The 18,842-nt window shown below is 53.1% G+C and carries 17 protein-coding genes; all 17 read left to right on the forward strand.

The genetic code is table 11. From position 1 onward, the window contains the following. The first annotated feature begins 271 nt into the window (after positions 1-271). Positions 272-793: a cell division protein ZapA gene (locus CAGA_RS05295; protein WP_135658547.1), complete on the forward strand. Its 522-nt coding sequence runs from the start codon at positions 272-274 to the stop codon at positions 791-793. Then, the gene (locus CAGA_RS05300; protein ID WP_243112951.1) at positions 768-2,849 is read left to right on the forward strand and encodes a U32 family peptidase; all 2,082 of its coding nucleotides are present in this window, start codon (positions 768-770) and stop codon (positions 2,847-2,849) included. The genes CAGA_RS05295 and CAGA_RS05300 overlap by 26 nt, the downstream gene beginning before the upstream one ends. A gap of 78 nt (positions 2,850-2,927) precedes the next feature. Continuing rightward, positions 2,928-3,383, forward strand: a complete 456-nt coding sequence (gene dut / locus CAGA_RS05305) for a dUTP diphosphatase (protein ID WP_135658549.1) — start codon at positions 2,928-2,930, stop codon at positions 3,381-3,383. Further along, positions 3,380-3,625 carry a DUF4321 domain-containing protein gene (locus tag CAGA_RS05310; RefSeq protein WP_135658551.1) on the forward strand — a complete coding sequence of 82 codons (246 nt, stop codon included), beginning with the start codon at positions 3,380-3,382 and terminating at the stop codon, positions 3,623-3,625. Before dut ends, CAGA_RS05310 begins: the two co-directional genes overlap by 4 nt. A 29-nt stretch (positions 3,626-3,654) precedes the next feature. Then, positions 3,655-4,224 carry a Maf family protein gene (locus CAGA_RS05315; protein WP_135658553.1) on the forward strand — a complete coding sequence of 190 codons (570 nt, stop codon included), beginning with the start codon at positions 3,655-3,657 and terminating at the stop codon, positions 4,222-4,224. A 106-nt stretch (positions 4,225-4,330) separates the two neighbouring features. After that, a complete protein-coding gene (locus tag CAGA_RS05320; RefSeq protein ID WP_135658555.1) occupies positions 4,331-5,344 on the forward strand; it encodes a rod shape-determining protein in 1,014 nt (337 codons plus the stop codon). Positions 5,345-5,460: 116 nt separating this feature from the next. Next, positions 5,461-6,354, forward strand: a complete 894-nt coding sequence (gene mreC, locus CAGA_RS05325) for a rod shape-determining protein MreC (protein WP_135658557.1) — start codon at positions 5,461-5,463, stop codon at positions 6,352-6,354. Then, positions 6,355-6,867, forward strand: a complete 513-nt coding sequence (gene mreD / locus CAGA_RS05330; protein ID WP_135658559.1) for a rod shape-determining protein MreD — start codon at positions 6,355-6,357, stop codon at positions 6,865-6,867. A 27-nt stretch (positions 6,868-6,894) separates the two neighbouring features. Continuing rightward, the gene (locus CAGA_RS05335; RefSeq protein WP_135658561.1) at positions 6,895-9,012 is read left to right on the forward strand and encodes a penicillin-binding transpeptidase domain-containing protein; all 2,118 of its coding nucleotides are present in this window, start codon (positions 6,895-6,897) and stop codon (positions 9,010-9,012) included. 91 nt (positions 9,013-9,103) lie between these two features. Then, on the forward strand, positions 9,104-9,850 hold the full coding sequence (locus CAGA_RS05340) for a nucleotide-binding protein (RefSeq protein WP_135658563.1): 747 nt from the start codon (positions 9,104-9,106) through the stop codon (positions 9,848-9,850). Positions 9,851-9,882: 32 nt separating this feature from the next. Continuing rightward, entirely contained in the window at positions 9,883-10,287 is a 405-nt protein-coding gene (locus CAGA_RS05345; RefSeq protein WP_135658565.1) for a methylglyoxal synthase, read from the forward strand. A gap of 242 nt (positions 10,288-10,529) precedes the next feature. Next, complete coding sequence (gene hisS / locus CAGA_RS05350) at positions 10,530-11,822, forward strand: histidine--tRNA ligase (protein WP_135658567.1); 1,293 nt, start codon at positions 10,530-10,532, stop codon at positions 11,820-11,822. 332 nt (positions 11,823-12,154) lie between these two features. Continuing rightward, a complete protein-coding gene (aspS, locus tag CAGA_RS05355) occupies positions 12,155-13,963 on the forward strand; it encodes an aspartate--tRNA ligase (RefSeq protein WP_135658569.1) in 1,809 nt (602 codons plus the stop codon). Between the two features lie 92 nt (positions 13,964-14,055). Continuing rightward, positions 14,056-14,694 carry an epoxyqueuosine reductase QueH gene (locus CAGA_RS05360; protein ID WP_207669550.1) on the forward strand — a complete coding sequence of 213 codons (639 nt, stop codon included), beginning with the start codon at positions 14,056-14,058 and terminating at the stop codon, positions 14,692-14,694. A gap of 504 nt (positions 14,695-15,198) precedes the next feature. Beyond that, the gene (locus CAGA_RS05365; protein WP_135658573.1) at positions 15,199-15,597 is read left to right on the forward strand and encodes a winged helix-turn-helix transcriptional regulator; all 399 of its coding nucleotides are present in this window, start codon (positions 15,199-15,201) and stop codon (positions 15,595-15,597) included. 221 nt (positions 15,598-15,818) lie between these two features. After that, positions 15,819-18,152, forward strand: coding sequence for an anaerobic ribonucleoside triphosphate reductase (locus CAGA_RS05370; RefSeq protein WP_135658575.1), 2,334 nt, complete (start codon positions 15,819-15,821; stop codon positions 18,150-18,152). Beyond that, positions 18,142-18,645, forward strand: a complete 504-nt coding sequence (gene nrdG / locus CAGA_RS05375; protein WP_135658577.1) for an anaerobic ribonucleoside-triphosphate reductase activating protein — start codon at positions 18,142-18,144, stop codon at positions 18,643-18,645. Before CAGA_RS05370 ends, nrdG begins: the two co-directional genes overlap by 11 nt. Positions 18,646-18,842: the final 197 nt, after the last annotated feature.

An 18,842-nucleotide genomic window follows, 5' to 3' on the forward strand; every position in this document is an offset into this window, starting at 1 on the left:
TTTTTCAATAATTTGTGCACTATACACAAAACTGAACTTTTTTATAAATAGCAGAAGGAGTTTTGCCGTCAAAACAAACAGTTTACAGAATTCGCCAAAAAACGCTCTTAAAAACAGAGTGTAAAAAATCCGTAAAGACCTTTCATCTTATTATAAAATAGATTATAATGAAAAGAAACAGTTTGATACAACCGAAGACGATCAGGCTACTCCGGCCGGCAGGCGGGGAAGGTCAAAAATATTTTGAATTTAATGAAAGGGGAATGGCCTCATGAGTAGAAATAGAGTTCGGCTCAATATCTGTGGATGCGAATGCGTAATCGGGTCGGATGACAGCGAAAGTTACGTCCGTTCACTCGGCGAACAGGTGGAAAAAGCCATAGAGGATATCACCGGAAAAAACGAACGAGTTTCCATTACGATGGCCGCCATTATTACGGCGCTGCGTTTCTGTGACGAAGCGCAGAAGGCTGCCGGCGGAGCCGACAACCTCCGCTCGCAGATCAAGGATTATCTGGAAGATGCCTCCCACGCCAGAATGGAAGCCGAGGAGGCAAAGCGAGAGGTGGAGCGCCTGAAACAAGAAATCCAGACCCTTCGCGGGCGGTTGGCGGAAAACAAAGGGCATGAAAAGGACAAGCCCCATGAGGAGCCGCGCGTACAAAAGCCAATTGCTGTGGGTGCGCCGGTGCAAAAGCCGCAGGCCGGGAGCTATTCCCGCGTTCAGGAAGGGACAACCGCTGAGCAGGAAGATTTTATAAACTTCTTTGAAAAGAAAAATGATGAATTGTAATGCGATAGAGGTGCTGGCCCCCGCCGGCTCGCCGGAAAGCCTTCTTGCCGCGGTGCGCGCGGGGGCGGACGCGGTGTATCTGGGCGGCAGCGCATTCAGCGCGCGGGCTAACGCCAAAAATTTTAACGATGACCAGCTGAAGGAAGCTGTTTCTTACTGCCATGTCCGCGGGGTGAAGGTTTACCTAGCGGTAAATACGGTGCTTTTGCAGGAGGAACTGAAAAAGGCGCTGGAATTGGTTTCCTATGCCTGTACTTTGCCGGTTGATGCCGTGCTTGTGCAGGACACGGGCCTTCTTTTGCTGCTCCAAACCTGCGTGCCGCAGCTTCGCCTGCATGCTTCCACGCAGATGAGCGTCCATACGCCGCTGGGCGCGCGGGCGCTGTACAATGCGGGAATTCGGCGGGTTGTGCTCGCGCGCGAGCTTTCTCTTGCGGAAATCGCCGAAATCCATGCGGCGGTTCCGGTGGAGCTGGAAACCTTTGTCCACGGCGCTTTGTGCATGTCGGTCAGCGGGCAGTGCTATTTCAGCTCCGTGCTGGGTTCCCGCAGCGGCAACCGCGGCCTTTGCGCCCAGCCCTGCCGCCTGCCGTTTTCCGTTGAAGGCGGGACGGGGCATGATTTGAGTTTAAAGGACTTATCTATGATATGCCGGATCGGCGAACTCGCTGACGCGGGGATTGTCAGCGCGAAGATCGAAGGGCGGATGAAGCGCCCAGAATACGTTGCCGCAGCAACGCGCGCCTGCCGCCTTGCGGCGGACGGACAGCCGGTCCCGGAAGAGCTTTTGAAGAATCTGGGAGCAGTTTTTTCGCGCTCCGGCTTTACCACCGGCTACATCGACGCGCATCGGGGCCGGGATATGTTCGGCATCCGTTCGCGGGAGGATGTGACCGGCGCGACGAATGCCGTTTTTTCGGAACTGCGCAGCCTTTATAAAGACGAATATCAGCGGATACCCGTTGTGTTTTCGCTCACGGTTCAACAGGGCGAACCCGTTTCCCTTACCGCTTCGGACAGGGAAAACCATACGGTTTCCGTTTCGCTGGAGGAAACGCCCCAGCCGGCGATCCACCGCGCAATTGACGCGGAGCGCTGTGCGGAACAGCTGAAAAAGACGGGCGGTACGCCGTTTTACGCCGAGCGGATTGATTGTACGGTTGGGGAGGGGCTTTCCGTCCCAGTTTCCGCGCTGAACCGCCTTCGCCGGGAAGCGCTGGCAAAGCTGGAACAGGCGCGCGCCGCGCGGGAAGCGGTTCCGTTTCAGATGTGCGAAATCCCGAAGCCGGGTACGTATTCGGCGGGCGAAAGGAAGCTCCGTGCGCGTTTTGCAAATGCGCAGCTTCCGGCACTTGCAAAAAATTGTGAAATAGTATATATTCCCTATGATACGGATTTAAAAAAGATAAAAGAGTGCAGGGAAAACGGGTTCCCCATTGCCCTTGAAATCCCGCGTGGCATGTTCGGAATGGAAAGCGCCCTGCGCGCTCGGCTTGCCGCCGCGAAAGAAGCCGGAATCACCGACGTCTGGGCCGGGAACCTCGGTGCGGCGGAGCTCGGGAAGGAACTTGGGCTTACGGTGCACGGCGGGTTTTCCCTCAACATTACGAATACGGCCGCCATCGAATGGTACCGCCAATACGGCCTGTCCGACGCGGAGCTTTCGTTTGAGCTGACGCTTGGGCAGGCTGCGGAAATCGGCGGGGAATTGCCGCGCGGGCTCATTCTTTACGGAAGGCTGCCGCTGATGCTTACGCGGAACTGTCCCGCGGCGAACGCGGGCGGATGCCAAAGTTGCAAAACCGCGCCGTTTTTAACTGACCGGAAGGGAATCCGCTTCCCTGTCCAGTGCGGCGGGGCGTGCAGCGAGGTTCTGAATTCGGTGCCGCTCGACATGGCGGACCGCCTCCACGAGATTTGCAATCAGGATTTCGGCGTACTGCGCTTCACGATGGAAACCAAGGAGGAAGCGGAAGAAATTATCGGCCGGTACCTGACAGGCGAGCCGACGCAAGGCGAGTACACGCGCGGGCTGTATTACCGGGGGATTGAGTAGGGCGCACCCTTTGCGTTTCTCGGCTTGACTTTTACGGAAAGAGGCAGTTCTTTCCTGATACATAAACTGGGGTGGCTTATGGAAACATTAAAAGTAAAAAAAATGCGTGAAAACGCCGTGTTGCCGACGCGGGCAAGCGAAGGGGCGGCCGGGTTGGATCTGTACGCCTGTCTGGACGAACCCGTTACGATTGAACCGCGCGGGCTTTACAAAATCCCGACCGGGATCGCGATAGAACTGCCGGGCAAAAATACCGTTGGGCTGATTTTTGCCCGCAGCGGGCTAGGCGTAAAGCACGGCATTACGCTCCCAAACGCGGTCGGAGTAATCGACAGCGATTACCGCGGCGAGCTTCAAGTGGGGATCACCAATTGCAGCGACAAGCCCTATACGATTCAGCCGGGCGAACGCTGCGCGCAGCTTGTCGTTATGCCGGTGCTCCTTCCGGTTTTGGAGGAAACCGACGAACTGGGTGAAACGGCGCGCGGAGCCGGCGGTTTTGGGTCGACCGGAAAACGGGAGATTCAAAAATGAAAAAGGATGGAATCCGAACGCTTTTGTTGATTATTCTGCTTGTATTGGCCGTGGTTTTGGGGCAGATTATTGGTACGTCCTGCGCCGGGATAAAAAACGTTTCCTGGCTGGGCGCTACCGCAAAATTCGGGCTTTCGCCCGTTGAACTGGATTTATCCGTCGTAAAATTTACGCTTGGAATGCTTGTCAGTATCAATGTTGCGCAGGCAATTCTTTTGCTTGCCGCAATACTGGCTATATAAAAATTAAAGTGAAGGAGTAGGAAGAATACATGTTGCTGTTAGCGTCTTCATCGCCGCGCCGCAGCGAGCTTTTGAAAATGGCAGGATATGATTTTAATGTCGTCCCCGCGGATGTGAATGAGGGGTATCTCCGGGGGACGCCTCCGATACAGATCGTTGAGCTTCTTGCTGCCCGCAAAGCGGAGGCAGTAGCAAAACGCTATCCGCAGGACATTGTCCTTGGCGCCGACACGATTGTCGTTCTGAAGGGGCGAGTGCTTGGCAAACCGAAGAACGAGGAAGAAGCGAAAGCAATGCTCAAGCTGCTTGCCGGCAATGTGCATCAGGTTTACACCGGGTACTGCATTATCAACAACAAGAAATATTTGCGCGGCCACGAAAGCACGTCCGTTGAATTTTATCCGTTAAAGGAAAGCGAAATCGATTCCTATGTTGCGTCGGGTGAAGCAATGGACAAAGCCGGTGCATACGCGATTCAAGGCCGGGGCGCGCTGTTTATCAAGCGCATCGACGGGGACTATTACAATGTAATGGGGCTTCCGATTGGCAAAATTAATCGGATTCTGGCTGGTATAAAATCATCCGGGGACGGAAAATAAAGAAATATTGCCTATTCACAAATTTAACAGTTGAGAAATGTATTTATAAAGGTTATAATAAGAACGATTGAATTTTGCCAAGGTCTTGAAAGGGGAATATAAACGTATGTTTTCAAAGGATATAGGGATCGATTTAGGTACCGCGAACACGCTGGTTTTTATGAAAGGGAAGGGCATCGTCATGCGCGAGCCTTCCGTTGTCGCCGTTGACGTTCGCACCGATACCGTACTGGCTGTCGGTACGCAGGCGAAGGAAATGATTGGCCGTACCCCCGGCTCCATTGTCGCGGTCCGTCCCATGAAGGATGGCGTAATCGCCGACTTCGACATTACTGCCACTATGCTCAAGCATTTTATTCGCAAAGCGGTGAAATCCAACGCGTTTTCCCGCCCGCATATTATTATCTGCATCCCGTCCGGTGTAACCGAGGTGGAACGCCGTGCGGTGGAGGACGCCGCCCGTCAGGCCGGGGCCAGCAATGTGGAGCTGATTGAGGAACCCATGGCCGCGGCCATCGGCGCGGGCCTGCCCGTTAGTGAGCCGACCGGAAGCATGGTCGTCGATATCGGCGGCGGAACTGCGGAAGTTGCTGTGATTTCGCTGGGCGACATTGTTACCTCCGTTTCCGTGCGTGTTGCGGGTGATAAATTTGACGAATCCATTATTTCCTATGTGAAAAAGAAATATAACCTTCTGATCGGTGAACGTACCGCAGAGGAAATCAAGATTAAAATCGGTTCCGCTTTCCCCACCGCAGACAATGAAAACGCGTCCGTTGAAATTAAGGGCCGCAACCTGGTAGACGGGCTGCCGAAGAATGTGACCATCTCCGCCGGAGAAGTGCGCGAAGCACTAGGCGACGCGCTCGCGCTGATTATTGACGCGATTAAATCCACGCTGGAAAAGACGCCTCCGGAGCTTTCCGCGGATATCATCGACCATGGCATCATGCTTACCGGCGGCGGTGCGCTGCTCCGCGGCTTGGATAAACTTGTGGAACAGGAAACCGGAATGCCCGTCCATATTGCCGAAAGCCCGCTGGATTGTGTTGTGGACGGAACAGGCAAGCTCCTTGAAGTGAATATGCCGGCCTCCTATTACAAAAACAACAAAAAATAAATTCGGAAAGAATACAGCGGAGGGTTACCACTCTCCGCTTTTTGCACTTCATAAACGGGCGCTCTTCCGTTTTCCCCGCTTCGGCGGGCTGTGCCGCTTAGAAAGGAGGCGCTGCTTTGAAAGATTATTTCCATACTAAAAGCTTTAAAATTTTGATAGCCGTTATCTTTTTTCTGTTCGGCCTGATGCTTTTTACGGCGAGCAACGACAGCTCCTTCACGGCGAACCTGATCAGCCTTGTGTCGACGCCGATGCAGAAGGTCAGCACCGTTATAACAAACAACGCGGCGGTTGCCGCGCAGTCCGTCACCCGTTCCAACGACGAGCTGATGGCGGAAAACGCTGCGCTGAAAAAGCAGGTCGCCGAGCTGAATCAGAAACTTATTAAGTATTATACGTATCAGCAGGAAAACGCGCAGCTCCGGAAATTTTTGGAGCTGAAAAATGAGAATCAGGACTTCAAGCCGGTTTCCGCTGCGGTCATCGGCCGCGACCCGAATGATCTGTTTTATAATTTCCAGATCGACAAGGGCACCTCTTCTGGCATATCCGTAAACGACCCGGTTATTACTGAAAGCGGCGTGGTGGGCTGGATTTCTAGTGCGAACGCCAGTTACAGCCGCGTGACCACGATCCTTTCCGCCGACACAAAGATCAGCGCTATCGACAAGGTGAACCGCGATTCCGGCGTGATCAGCAGCAACATTAAGCTAGCGGACAGCGGCCTATTAAAGCTGAGCTATCTTGCCGCCGGAACGACCGTGAAGGCGGGGGATATTGTTGTTACCAGCGGGCTGGGCGGCGTTTACCCGCGCAACCTTGCCATCGGAACGGTTACGGCAGTAAAAAACGATCCGTATGACGTGTCGCTTTACGCGGAGGTAAAGCCCTTTGTCGACGTGAAAAGCGTGCGTGACGTAATGGTCATCACTTCTTTTGAAGGACAGGGGCAGGCGCTTCCCGCATCCGCTTCTTCTTCCGTCTCCTCTACTGCCTCCGGAGGAAAGTAAATGCAGAAAATGAAGGTTATCCGCTACTTTGCCTATACAATTGAATTGCTGGTGCTGTTTATCGTACAGGAAACGCCCGGCTTGCTCCCGAACCTGTTCGGTGCAAGGCCCGTTCTGCTGATCCCTGCGGTCCTTTCCATCAGCTTGTTTGAAAATGAGGCCGCGGGCATGAGCTTCGGCCTGCTGGCCGGTCTGCTGATCGATTTCGGCGGGGGTGGCGTGCTGGGTTTCCATGCGCTTTTGCTTTGTGCAGCCTGCTATGCGATCGGGCTTTTCGCGGCCGATCTGATCCAGACCAATTTCCTGACCGCGATGCTTACCGCGGTTATTGTAACAGGGGCGCTGGTTGTTTTGCATTGGGTGTTTTTCTACCTGCTGTTTAATTATGAGTATGCCGGGTATGCGTTTACGGCCCATTACATCCCGCGTTTTTGCTACACCATTGCTATTATGCCGGTTACTTATTTCTTCAACCGGGCGCTTGCCATACAGATTCGCGAGAAGGAAGAATGATTCGTACACAGAAAAGGGGGGTTCTCCATGGGAAAATTGAAGGAAAGCTCGCGCGCCATTTTCTGTGGGGCTCTGTTTCTCGCCGTGATGGCTGTTTATACGTTCCGCCTTGTTGACTGGCAGCTTATTAAAGGCGCTTCTTTTTTGGAAACGGCAAACCGTTCCAGTTCTTCTACTGTTGTTATGGACGCGGCCCGCGGCGAAATTGTTGATGTAAACGGCGTTGGCCTCGCTGTAAACAAGACGGGGTATGCCATTGTTTTTGATCGGGCGTACATGCCCGCCGATACACAGAACAAGACCATTTACCAGCTTATTCATCTTTTATCCAAGCGCGGGGAGAAATGGACGGATATTCTGCCCATCCGGCTCAACGCGAAGGGAAAGTATGAATTTATTGAGGGCGAGGAAAAAGAAATCGCCACTATGAAATCCAAGGATTTCCTAAATATGAACCCGTACGCCACCGCTGACGAATGCATGGCGGAAATGATAAAAAAGTATGAGGTTTCCGGGTATTCCGCGCAGGACACGCGAAACATTGTTTCGGTCCGCTACAATATGACGAAGTGCGGCTTCAGCCTTTCCGCCCCCTATACCTTCGCGCCCGACGTCAGCCGCGATACGGTTGGGATTATCAGCGAGAATTCCGCCATGCTTCCCGGCGTGACGGCAAAGGTCACGACGGTGCGGCAGTACCCGGACGGAACCATTGCACCGCATATTATCGGAACCATCGGCGCGATTTCGCAGGAGGAATACGATAAGCTCAAGAGCAAAGGCTATGCGTTCAACGACCGGCTCGGAAAGAGCGGCATTGAACAGGCGTATGAAGACATGCTTCGCGGAAAATCCGGGGAGAAGCTGGTGGAAACCACCGGCTCCGGTTCGCTGGCTTCGGAAACCGTAAAAACCGCGCCGGTTTCGGGCAATTCCGTATTTTTAACCATTGACAGCCGGATTCAAAAGGTGCTGAACGCCTCGCTGGCAAAAAATGTGGAGGCTGCGCGCGCGAACGGCTTGCGGCTTTGCGCACAGCGTTACAAGGGATCGTCCAAGGGGCACGGCGAGGACTGTGTCGCGGGCGGCGCGGTGGTGCTGCGGGTAAAGGACTTTTCTGTGCTTGCCGCTTCCACCTACCCTTCCTATGATTTAACAGAATACTTAAATGATACGAATTATTATACATCCCTGATTCAAAACAAAGCAAAGCCGCTGATTAACCGCGCCTTTAACGGCGTGTTTACCCCGGGTTCCGTAGTAAAGCCCTATGTTGCGATGGCGGCTTTGCAGGAAGGTGCGATTACCACGTCCACCCGGCTGGAAGGAAACAGCGTTTACAGACGCTTTGCAGACACCGGGCTGATTCTGAAAAGTATCGGCAACTACGGGATGATCACCGTGGATTACGCGATTGAAAAGTCCAGCAACTCCTTCTTTTACGAGACAGGGTACCGGCTGGGAATTACGAATATGAACATGTATGCGAAGCATTTCGGTCTGGGCGTGAAAACCGGAATTGAGTTGAGCGAAAACGCCGGTATCTTGGCCGGTCGCGAGGAACGTGCCGCTTCCGGCGGTTCCTGGTGGGATGCCGATACCGTTGAAGCCGCAGTGGGACAGAGCGACAACCAGTTTACCCCGCTTCAGCTCGCAACCTATACCGCGACCATCGCGAATAACGGGACCAGGCTGAGATCCCATATTGTCAGCAAAGTAACCGATTATACGAGGAAAAACGTCATTTCGCAGACCCAGCCGCAGGAAGTGGACAACGTGGGCGTTTCCCAGACATACATTTCTTACGTACAGCGTGCCATGCGGAAGGTTGCGACTTCCGGTACGGCCAGCAGCATGTTTAAGAATTACGGCATCCCGATCGCCGCGAAAACCGGTACGGCGGTGCAGACCCCCCACTCGGACAATGTTGTGCTTGTGGCTTATGCGCCGTTTGACAATCCGGAAATCGCCGTAGCGGTTGTTTTGGAGCACGGCGCGACCAGCCTGTACTCGAATTCCGTTGCGAAGGATGTTTTGGACGCTTATTTCTACGGAAAGACGGTGGACGAGAAAGGAAATATCGTAATGCCTTCCGCCTCTTCGGCGGCGTCGGGCGCATCTTCCGGTTCCACCTCTTCCCATTAATATTGGTAAAAAATGAATTTGTTGAAATATTACAAGAAAAACGTTTTGACTACCAAGAAAATTTGTGGTAGTATGAGAATGAGGTCATGAAATGGGAGCTATTACCGTAATTACATCAGGAAAAGGCGGCGTGGGAAAATCCACGATCACATCCGGCCTGGGTCTTGCCCTGTCGCAAAGGGGCAAGCGCGTCCTGCTGATCGACGGGGACGCGGGCCTTGGCTGCCTTGACCATATGCTTGGAATTGAAGAGAATAAAGTTTTCGATATTGCGGATGTGGTTTCCGGCCGTGTGGAGCCGATGAAGGCAATTTACCCCTGCCCTTTTGCCGAAGGGCTGTTTGTAATACCTGCTCCCACAACGGAGGAGGATTTGATCAGCCCCGACATTATGAAACAGCTGGTTTCCGTGCTTAGCCGGTATTACGACCATGTGCTGATCGACTGCCCCGCGGGGATTGGTGGGGGGTTCCAAAGCGCGGTCGCGGCGGCGCCGCGCGCGCTGGTTGTTTCCACCCCCGACCCGGTTTGCCTGAACGGCGCAAGAAAAACCCGTATGCTTCTGGAGCAGGGCGGGGTACGGCAGCAACGGCTGATTATCAACCGGTTCAGCACCCGCAATTTCCGCACGCAGAATTTTTATCCCGATTTGGATTCTGTTATTGACGCCGCCGGAATCCGGCTGATTGCCGTTGTTCCGGAGGATCCGCTTTTGGCGGCGGCTGCCGCGAACAGCGCGCCGGTCTCGCCGAAATCGATCGGCGCGATGGCATTGGGCCGGCTTGCCGCAAGGCTGGAGGGCGAACATGTTCCCCTTGCCTCGCTGCAAAAATTTTAAAGCTTATTCCTTATAATAGGGGGAAGAATGGTATGAATATCGCATTAATTGCCCATGACGCTAAAAAGGAACTGATGGTTCAGTTCTGTATCGCATATTGCGGCGTTTTAAGCCGGCATTACCTGTGCGCCACAGGAACCACGGGGAAGATGGTGTCGGAAGCAACCGGGCTGGAAATCCAGCGCTTTTTAGGCGGTTCCCAGGGCGGCGACCAACAGATTGCCGCGCGGATTGCCTGTAACGAGGTGGACCTGCTTCTGTTTTTCCGTGATCCGCTGAACCCCAAGCCGCATGAACCGAACGATATGAACCTTTTGCGGCTGTGTGATATGCACAATATTCCGGTCGCCACGAATATCGCAACCGCTGAGGTGCTGATTCACGGCCTGGAGCGCGGCGATTTGGATTGGCGCAATATTTTGAACCCCAAAGCATAAAGAATAAGGGCGATGAACGGAAGGAGTACCTGAAAGCCCAGCCCAGGGAGGGCGCGTCGTGACTGTAAGCGCGCCTGCATCGGCGCTTTCAGCGAAGACATCCGGGAGCCGACGTTCCCCGCGTTATCGGGGATTTTTGAGGAGGGCTTCGGCCCTTGAAGAAGGGTGGCACCGCGAGGATTTCCCTCGTCCCTTTGGGGACGGGGGTTTTTATATTCTATTTTCTTTCAAGGAGAAACGCTATGGAACTGATTAAAGCACAAAAGGGAACACAGGATCTGCTGCCGATTCAGACCGGCAAGTGGCAGGTTGTTGAGGACGTGATGCGCAGCGAGGCGAAAATCCATGGCTTCGGGGAAATCCGCACCCCGGTTTTCGAGGATACGCGCCTCTTTCAGCGTTCGGTAGGCGAAACGACCGATGTGGTCCAAAAGGAAATGTACACCTTTAACGACAAAGGCGGCCGCTCCATTACCCTTCGTCCGGAAGGGACCGCCGGTGTGGTGCGCGCGCTTTTGGAGCACGGCCTTTACAACGAGGGTCTTCCGCAGAAGCTGTATTATTTCACTTCCTGCTACCGCTATGAAAACACACAGGCGGGGCGCCTGCGTGAGTTCCACCAGTTTGGAATGGAAATGCTGGGTGCTCCCTCGCCGATGGCGGACGCGGAGCTGATCAGTATTGCAAAAAGCATATTTGACCGCCTTGGCGTGCGCAGTTTAAGGCTGGAGATCAATTCCATCGGCTGCCCGGACTGCCGCGCCAAATATTACGAGGCGCTGAAAGCGTATTTCAGCGGGTATAAGGATCAGCTTTGCGAAACCTGCCTCGGCAGGCTGGAGCGCAACCCCATGCGTATTCTGGACTGCAAAAGCCCGATCTGCTCGAAAATCGCCGCGGGCGCGCCCCGCATGCTTGATTACCTCTGTGACGAGTGCAAAGAACACTTCGAAAGCGTGAAGAGCTATCTGGACGCAGTCAAGATCGAATACAATGTGAATCCGGCTATTGTGCGCGGGCTGGATTACTACACCAAAACGGTGTTTGAGTTTGTTTCCGGGGACCTTGGCGCACAGAGCACGGTCTGCGGCGGAGGACGCTACGATGGACTGGTGGAGGAAATGGGCGGCCAGCATCTGCCGGCGCTGGGCTTCGGCCTCGGCATGGAACGTCTTATCATGATTATGGAGAAGCAGAACATTGAAATGCCCGAGCCGGAAACCTGTGATATCTTTATCGCGGCGCTGGGAGAGGCGGCAAAGGTGGAAGCGTTCCGGCTGGCGCACAGCCTGCAGGAGTATTCCATTATCGCAGCCTGCGACCTGAACGACCGCGGACTGAAGGCACAGATGAAATACGCGGATAAGATTGGCGCGAAATATACGCTGGTGCTTGGCGACAATGAGCTGGAAAGCAAAAAAGCAATGGTAAAGAACATGAAAACCGGTGAAAAAGAAGAAGTCGACCTGAGCAAGGACTTTGTCGAGCAGTTTATTGTTTTGCAGGCAAAGGGCGAGGACGATATCGCGTTTTAAGCCGAGCGCCCTTTCGGCTGTTTTTCCGGCAGGCGGAGCCTGCGCGCACGTTTAAAAGCCAAGATTTTCCGTTGCTCCTGCTTTACAAACCGAAAGCAGATACAATTTCGCTATGCAGGAAGAATGGGTCGGATTGGTTGATGCGAAAACATAAAACCGGGTGCAGTTCCTACCTTTCGGAAAGGCGCTTGCGGGGATTCCCCGGAAACGTCCGCCGGGCTGTTTTTGCTTGCTGCGCTTTTTGAAAGGCTGGGAACGTGGGGCGCCGCCCCAGGCCCCCGCAAGGGCTTCATAATAAAATACAGAATTCTATTAACTTTGGAGGCTAATTTATGGCAGAATTCATGACGGGAATGAAACGGACAAACTACTGCGGCGAGCTGCGCGCAAGCGATATCGGCAAGACCGTAACCGTGTGCGGCTGGGTGCAGCGCCAGCGCGATTTGGGACAGTTGATTTTTATTGACCTGCGCGACCGCACCGGCATTTTACAGCTTGCTTTCAACGACGCGACCGACCGCGCAATATTTGATAAGGCGTTTTCCATGCGCTCCGAGTATGTTGTAGCGGCAACCGGCGTCGTGCGCGAGCGTTCCTCAAAAAACCCGGAGCTTCCGACGGGGGACATTGAGCTGGAGGTCACCGACCTGCGTGTGCTGGCGAAGAGCGAAACCCCTCCGTTTGAAATTGTGGAGAAGTCAAATGTAAAAGAGGATTTGCGTTTGAAGTACCGCTACCTTGACCTGCGCCGCCCCGATGTACAGGATAAGATCATCGGCAGGCATAAAATCGTGAAGGTAGCGCGCGATTATTTTGACGACAACGGTTTTTTTGAAATCGAAACCCCGATTCTGATTAAATCCACCCCGGAAGGCGCGCGCGATTACCTTGTTCCTTCCCGGATGTTCCCCGGGAGTTTCTTTGCCCTTCCCCAGTCCCCACAGCTTTACAAGCAGCTTTTGATGCTTTCCGGTTTTGACCGCTATATGCAGGTTGCGCGCTGCTTCCGCGACGAGGATCTGCGCGCCGACCGTCAGCCGGAGTTTACGCAGATTGACTTTGAAATGTCGTTTGTAAGCGCCGACGACGTTATGGAAATCGCCGAAGGCTTTATGAAGCTTGTCTATAAAAAAGTACTGGGCATCGATTTGGAAACGCCGTTCCGTCGCATGACCTGGGATGAGGCCATGACCCGCTTCGGTTCCGATAAGCCGGACCTTCGCTTTGGGCTGGAGCTGGCGGACCTGACAGCCGACCTGAAGTCAACGGAGTTCCGTGTGTTCAAGGGCGCGATTGATGGCGGCGGCGGCGTGCGCGGCATCAATCTGAAAGGGCTTGCGGAAAAGCTGAGCCGCAAGGAAATCGACAAGCTGACCGAGTGGATAAAATCCTACGGAGCAAAAGGTCTTGCATGGACAAGGTTGACGGCGGGAGGGGAAACATCTTCCTATGAAAAATTCCTTGCCCCCGAAGAAGCGGCCGCAGTACGTAAAACACTGGGAGCGGAAACCGGCGACGTCCTGCTGATTGTCGCCAGCGATGAAAACAAGGTTGTGTTTGATTCCCTCGGCGCCCTCCGCTGCGAGCTGGCAAGGCGCTTTGATTTAATTGACAAGAGCAAGCCGTGCCTCCTGTGGGTGACGGATTTCCCGCTGTTCGAGTACAGCAAGGAAGAGAACCGGTTTGTGGCAATGCACCATCCGTTTACCTGCCCGCGCCTTGAGGATCTTGACAAGCTGGAAAGCGACCCGGGAAGCGTAAAAGCAATTGCCTACGATATGGTGCTGAACGGCAACGAGCTCGGCGGCGGTTCCATCCGTATCAACGACCCCGAGCTACAGCAGCGCATGTTTAAAGCGCTGGGCTTAACGCCGGAGGAAGCGCAGAAACGCTTCGGATTCTTGATTGATGCGTTCCGCTACGGCGCGCCGCCGCACGGCGGCATGGCGTTTGGTCTCGACCGTCTGGTTATGCTGATGCTGGATTGCGACAGCATCCGCGACGTAATTGCCTTCCCGAAGGTGGCTTCTTCTTCGGAGCTGATGTCGGGTGCCCCGACGGACGTTGACGAAGTGCAGCTTGCGGAACTGGGCATTGCGATTCTTCCGAAGGATGACAATCGTACCAAGGAAAAACAATAACAGCAGATAACGGATCGGCATTCTGTGCAGAAAAACCGCATATAGCCAGCGGATGCGCGGACTGCCGTTCTTTTCAAAAGGAGGGCCCGCATTTGAAGAGGAATTATCAGAAGGAGCTGGACAGCCTGCTTCGCGGGCTGGACGGCAAAGCGCCGTTGCTTTTGCTGCATGCCTGTTGCGCGCCGTGCAGCAGTTATGTGCTGGAGTATCTCTCCGAATATTTTCAGATCACCCTGTTTTACTATAATCCGAATATTTCCCCGCTTACGGAATATAAGAAGCGCATGGAAGAGGTTAAGCGGCTGATTTCCGAACTGCCGGTGAAATATCCGGTCCGCTTTCAGGAAGGAACGTATGACGCCGAGCGCTTTTTTGCCCTTGCAAAGGGGCATGAGCAGGAACCGGAGGGCGGTGAACGGTGCTTTGCCTGCTATGCCCTGCGCCTTGAGGAAGCTGCGCAGGCGGCAAATGCCGGCGGTTTTGATTATTTTACAACCACGCTTTCCATCAGCCCGTATAAAAACGCCGAGAAGCTGAATGAAATCGGCTCGGCGCTCGAAAAGAAATACGGCGTGCGGTATCTGCCTTCCGATTTTAAGAAGCGCAACGGCTACAAGCGGTCTATCGAGCTGTCTGCGCAGTATAATCTCTACCGTCAGGATTACTGTGGCTGTGTGTTTTCCAAAGCAGAGCGTGACCGCCGTTTAAAAGTGAAAAACTTTTCCACATAGGAACGGCAGATGGTTGAAAACTTTCCGGATTAAAGAAGGAGCGGAACCGTTCCCGGCGACTTCGAAATGCCAAATTTGCCGACGGAAAAAATAGAAGGTTCTCTTTTTGAAAACCTTCTGGCGGCATTGGACGGGTCCGCTCAAAAATACGGATTTCTCGTTTGATTTCAGCCGTTTTTCACTTTTTTCTTGCAGGAAGGATTCCTTTTACGCTTGTCTTACATGGATTGTCCGTTTTTTCCACGAAGCTTTCAACAGCGGTGGAAAACTCCGTGGAAAACTTGGAAAACTTTCCGGAAAAGGCAAAGAAATTTCTAAATAGGATTTAAGATGAGTAAAAAAGACACTTTTTTGTTCCATTATGGGGAAAACGGCCGCCGAAGTTTCTATTTACTTTACTGCATGGCGGTGTTATGATAGGCTTAATTTCACGATTTGTTAATGATGGAGCCGTACCAACGCAGCCGTGGAATCGGGCATGGCAGGGGTATGGGAGGAAACATTATGAAAAAGGACAAGGAGAAAAAGAAAAAACGGGAAAAAAAGGTGCAGCAGGTTGCGGCGCAGGCAGAAAGGGCCTTGTTTCCGAAAGACGCCTCGTCGGAACCGCTGGAATACGCGCTGTCCATTGTGGGGGGAAAGTGGAAAATCCGTATTTTGTGGGCATTGCGCGGCGGGGAGGATCTGCGCTACGGCGCAATCAAACAACAGATTCCTTCCATTACGGACATGATGCTCAGCCAGAGCCTTCGGGAGTTGACGGCTTCCGGAATGATTGTCCGCAGGCAGTTCCAACAGATTCCGCCGAAAGTGGAATACCGCATAACACAGAACGGGCTGGATTTGATTCCGTCGCTGGAGCAGATGTACGAATGGGGGCTACGGCAAATGAAGGAGGAATAAGCGGGCTATCGAATGCGGCCCGCGACCCTTTTTCTGTGCTTTCCGTCTGCTTTTCTAAAGATTGTTAAATAATAGATATAGGGATTATTATCTCGTATATAGAAATTAAATACTATATATTGTGTATTTTGCTCTTGACAAGCACAAGTAAATCTTGTAAAATTCATAGTACTCGATAAAAGTTTACAGTAAGATTTTGGAGATTGAGAGGGTGCATAAAATTGGCATTGGAAATAAAAAAACGCAATGGTGTCGTTGTTCCGTTCGACAAACAAAAGATACGCAATGCGATTTATAAGGCGAATCAGGCGGTGAAAGAAGAACCTATGAGCGATGAGCTTCTGAATGAGCTTACCGACAAGGTTTCCGCCGTTTTCCCAGACGGCACAGTTCCCACCGTGGAACAGGTTCAGGATGCCGTCGAAGAAGCACTAATCGCCGTCGATTACGCGAAAACAGCCAAGGCGTATATCCTTTACCGTGCCGAGCATGCAAAAATCCGCCAAGCGCAGAGCGACCTGATGGATATTTACAAGGAATTGACATTCCGTGACGCGAAGGACGTGGACATTAAGCGTGAAAACGCAAATATCGACGCCGATACCTCCATGGGTACCATGCTGAAATACGGCTCGGAGGGTTCGAAGTATTTTATCAATAATTATGTCCTCCCGAAGGACATCGCGGCGGCCCATATCGGCGGCGATATCCATATTCACGACGAGGACTTCTATATGCTGACCGAAACCTGCTGCCAGATCGACCTGATCAAACTGTTCCACAAAGGCTTTTGCACCGGCCACGGCGCGCTGCGCGAGCCGAACGATATTCGTTCCTACGCTGCGCTGGCCTGCATTGCGATTCAGGCAAACCAGAACGAAATGCACGGCGGCCAGTCCATACCGAATTTCGACTACTCCATGGCGCCGGGCGTTACCAAAACGTTCCGCAAAGCCTACTATAAAGCCCTGTCCCAGTATTTCCAGGTTGCCAACGGCATGAAAAAAGCCGATGCCGACGCGCTGTGCGCGGCAGTCCGGTCCGCTATAAAAGAGCAAATTACGCTTTCCAATGCCGACTGGTACGGTGAAGAGCTGAAAAATTACCTTCCGAAGCACCAGCGGGAAAACGGATTTGAGGAGATTAACGCCGATCAGGCGCTCAAAGCACACCGCTACGCGGTGGAAACTGGAACCAGCAATACCGACCGGGCAACCTACCAGGCGATGGAAGCCCTGATTCACAACCTCAACACCATGAACTCCCGCGCGGGTGCGCAGGTGCCGTTCTCATCCATTAACTACGGAACGGATACCACCCCGGAAGCGCGCATGGTGATACGCAACCTGCTGGAAGCCACCTCAGCCGGTTTGGGAGACGGCGAAACCCCGATTTTTCCTGTGCAGATTTTCAAGGTGAAGGAAGGCGTGAACTATAACGAAGGTGACCCAAACTACGACCTTTTCAAGCTTGCCTGCAAAGTCAGCGCGAAACGCCTGTTCCCGAACTTCAGCTTTATCGACGCTCCCTTCAATCTGCAGTACTATAAGAAGGGCGACTATAACTCGGAAGTTGCCTACATGGGCTGCCGTACCCGCGTAATGGGCAACAATTACGATAAGACAAAAGAGGTTACCTGCGGGCGCGGGAATTTGAGCTTTACCTCCGTCAACCTGCCTCGTATCGGCATTGAAGCGAAGGGCGATCTCAAGAAATTCTATGAGCTTTTGGACGAGAGGATGGATATGGTCATCCGGCAGCTTTTGCACCGCTTCGAAATCCAATGCTCCAAGAAAGTGTATAATTACCCCTTCCTGATGGGGCAGGGCGTATGGATTGATTCCGAGAAGCTCGGCCCGAAAGACAGCGTAAGGGAGGTTCTCAAACACGGAACCCTCAGCATGGGCTTTATCGGCCTTGCGGAAACCCTGAAAGTCCTGACCGGAAAGCATCACGGCGAAAGCGCAGAAAGCCAGAAGCTCGGCTTGGAAATCGTCGGCTATATGCGTAAGCGCATGGACGAAGAATCCGCAAAAACCGGGCTGAACTTTACATTGCTTGCAACGCCGGCGGAAGGCCTTGCCGGCCGGTTTGTTCGGATTGACCAGAAACGATACGGAAAAATCCCGGGTGTTACCGACCGGGAGTATTATACGAATTCCTTCCATATCCCGGTTTATTATCCTATTAAAGCGTTTGATAAAATCAAGCTGGAAGCACCGTACCATGCGCTTACCAACGCGGGGCACATCAGTTATGTTGAGCTGGACGGCGATACCAGCAAAAACCTGGAAGCCTTCGAGGCGGTTATCCGCTGCATGAAGGAAAGCGGCATCGGCTACGGTTCGGTAAACCATCCGGTTGACCGCGACCCGGTCTGCGGCTACAACGGAATCATCGACAACGAATGCCCGAAATGCCACCGCCGCGAAAACGACGGCGGCCCGAAATTCGAGCGGATTCGCAGAATCACCGGCTATTTGGTCGGCACAACCGACCGCTGGAACAACGCGAAGCGCGCCGAGGAAAGGGACAGGGTTAAACATGGCCTCTAAACTGAAAATCAGCGGCGTGGAGCCGGAGTCCATTGTAGACGGCAAGGGCTTCCGCTACGTTGTTTTTACACAGGGCTGCCCCCATCATTGCCCGGGCTGCCACAACCCCCAGACGCATGATTTTAATGGCGGGAAATGGGTGGATATTGAGGACTTGTTTTCGGAAATCTGTGAAAACCCCCTTTTAAACGGTGTAACCTTCAGCGGCGGCGAGCCTTTTTGTCAGCCGCGGCCGCTTGCGGAGCTTGCAAAGCGGGTTCATGAAAAAAAGCTGAGTGTAACCGTTTTTACGGGTTACCTCTATGAGGATTTGGTGAACCACCATGACCCGGATGTGGACGCGCTCCTTGCCCAGACCGACGTGCTGATCGACGGCCCCTTTATTTTAGCGGAAAGGGATTTGACCCTTGCCTTCCGGGGGAGCCGCAACCAGCGTATGATTAATATGAGCCGTACGCGCGAAACCGGGCAGCTTGTTCTGGAGGAGGAATAACCGGCTGCCGTTTGAAACAAAAGAAAAAATTTAGAAATCAGAAGCGGGCGTTTGCCCGCTTTTTTTTGTTTGGAATGCGGTTCATGGAGAAGCCGCATTTTTTATACAGGCTTTTTGCAGATATCCTTTGCAATTTTCGCAGCCGTTTTTCCGTTCATAACCCGCCCTTTTCGGGAGACAATACTTTTAAAATTCAA

Origin of the sequence: Caproiciproducens galactitolivorans (genome assembly GCF_004768785.1) — a bacterium.
In the GTDB taxonomy this organism is placed as follows: domain Bacteria; phylum Bacillota; class Clostridia; order Oscillospirales; family Acutalibacteraceae; genus Caproiciproducens; species Caproiciproducens galactitolivorans.

Excerpts from the sequence above, each read along its gene's own strand:
- CAGA_RS05340 (WP_135658563.1), top strand. The coding sequence starts at position 9,104 with ATGGGAGCTATTACCGTAATTACATCAGGAAAAGGCGGCGTGGGAAAA.
- CAGA_RS05310 (WP_135658551.1), top strand. The coding sequence starts at position 3,380 with ATGAAAAAGGATGGAATCCGAACGCTTTTGTTGATTATTCTGCTTGTA.
- CAGA_RS05295 (WP_135658547.1), top strand. The coding sequence starts at position 272 with ATGAGTAGAAATAGAGTTCGGCTCAATATCTGTGGATGCGAATGCGTA.
- CAGA_RS05345 (WP_135658565.1), top strand. The coding sequence starts at position 9,883 with ATGAATATCGCATTAATTGCCCATGACGCTAAAAAGGAACTGATGGTT.
- nrdG (WP_135658577.1), top strand. The coding sequence starts at position 18,142 with ATGGCCTCTAAACTGAAAATCAGCGGCGTGGAGCCGGAGTCCATTGTA.
- aspS (WP_135658569.1), top strand. The coding sequence starts at position 12,155 with ATGGCAGAATTCATGACGGGAATGAAACGGACAAACTACTGCGGCGAG.
- CAGA_RS05320 (WP_135658555.1), top strand. The coding sequence starts at position 4,331 with ATGTTTTCAAAGGATATAGGGATCGATTTAGGTACCGCGAACACGCTG.
- hisS (WP_135658567.1), top strand. The coding sequence starts at position 10,530 with ATGGAACTGATTAAAGCACAAAAGGGAACACAGGATCTGCTGCCGATT.
- mreD (WP_135658559.1), top strand. The coding sequence starts at position 6,355 with ATGCAGAAAATGAAGGTTATCCGCTACTTTGCCTATACAATTGAATTG.
- CAGA_RS05315 (WP_135658553.1), top strand. The coding sequence starts at position 3,655 with ATGTTGCTGTTAGCGTCTTCATCGCCGCGCCGCAGCGAGCTTTTGAAA.
- dut (WP_135658549.1), top strand. The coding sequence starts at position 2,928 with ATGGAAACATTAAAAGTAAAAAAAATGCGTGAAAACGCCGTGTTGCCG.
- CAGA_RS05335 (WP_135658561.1), top strand. The coding sequence starts at position 6,895 with ATGGGAAAATTGAAGGAAAGCTCGCGCGCCATTTTCTGTGGGGCTCTG.
- CAGA_RS05365 (WP_135658573.1), top strand. The coding sequence starts at position 15,199 with ATGAAAAAGGACAAGGAGAAAAAGAAAAAACGGGAAAAAAAGGTGCAG.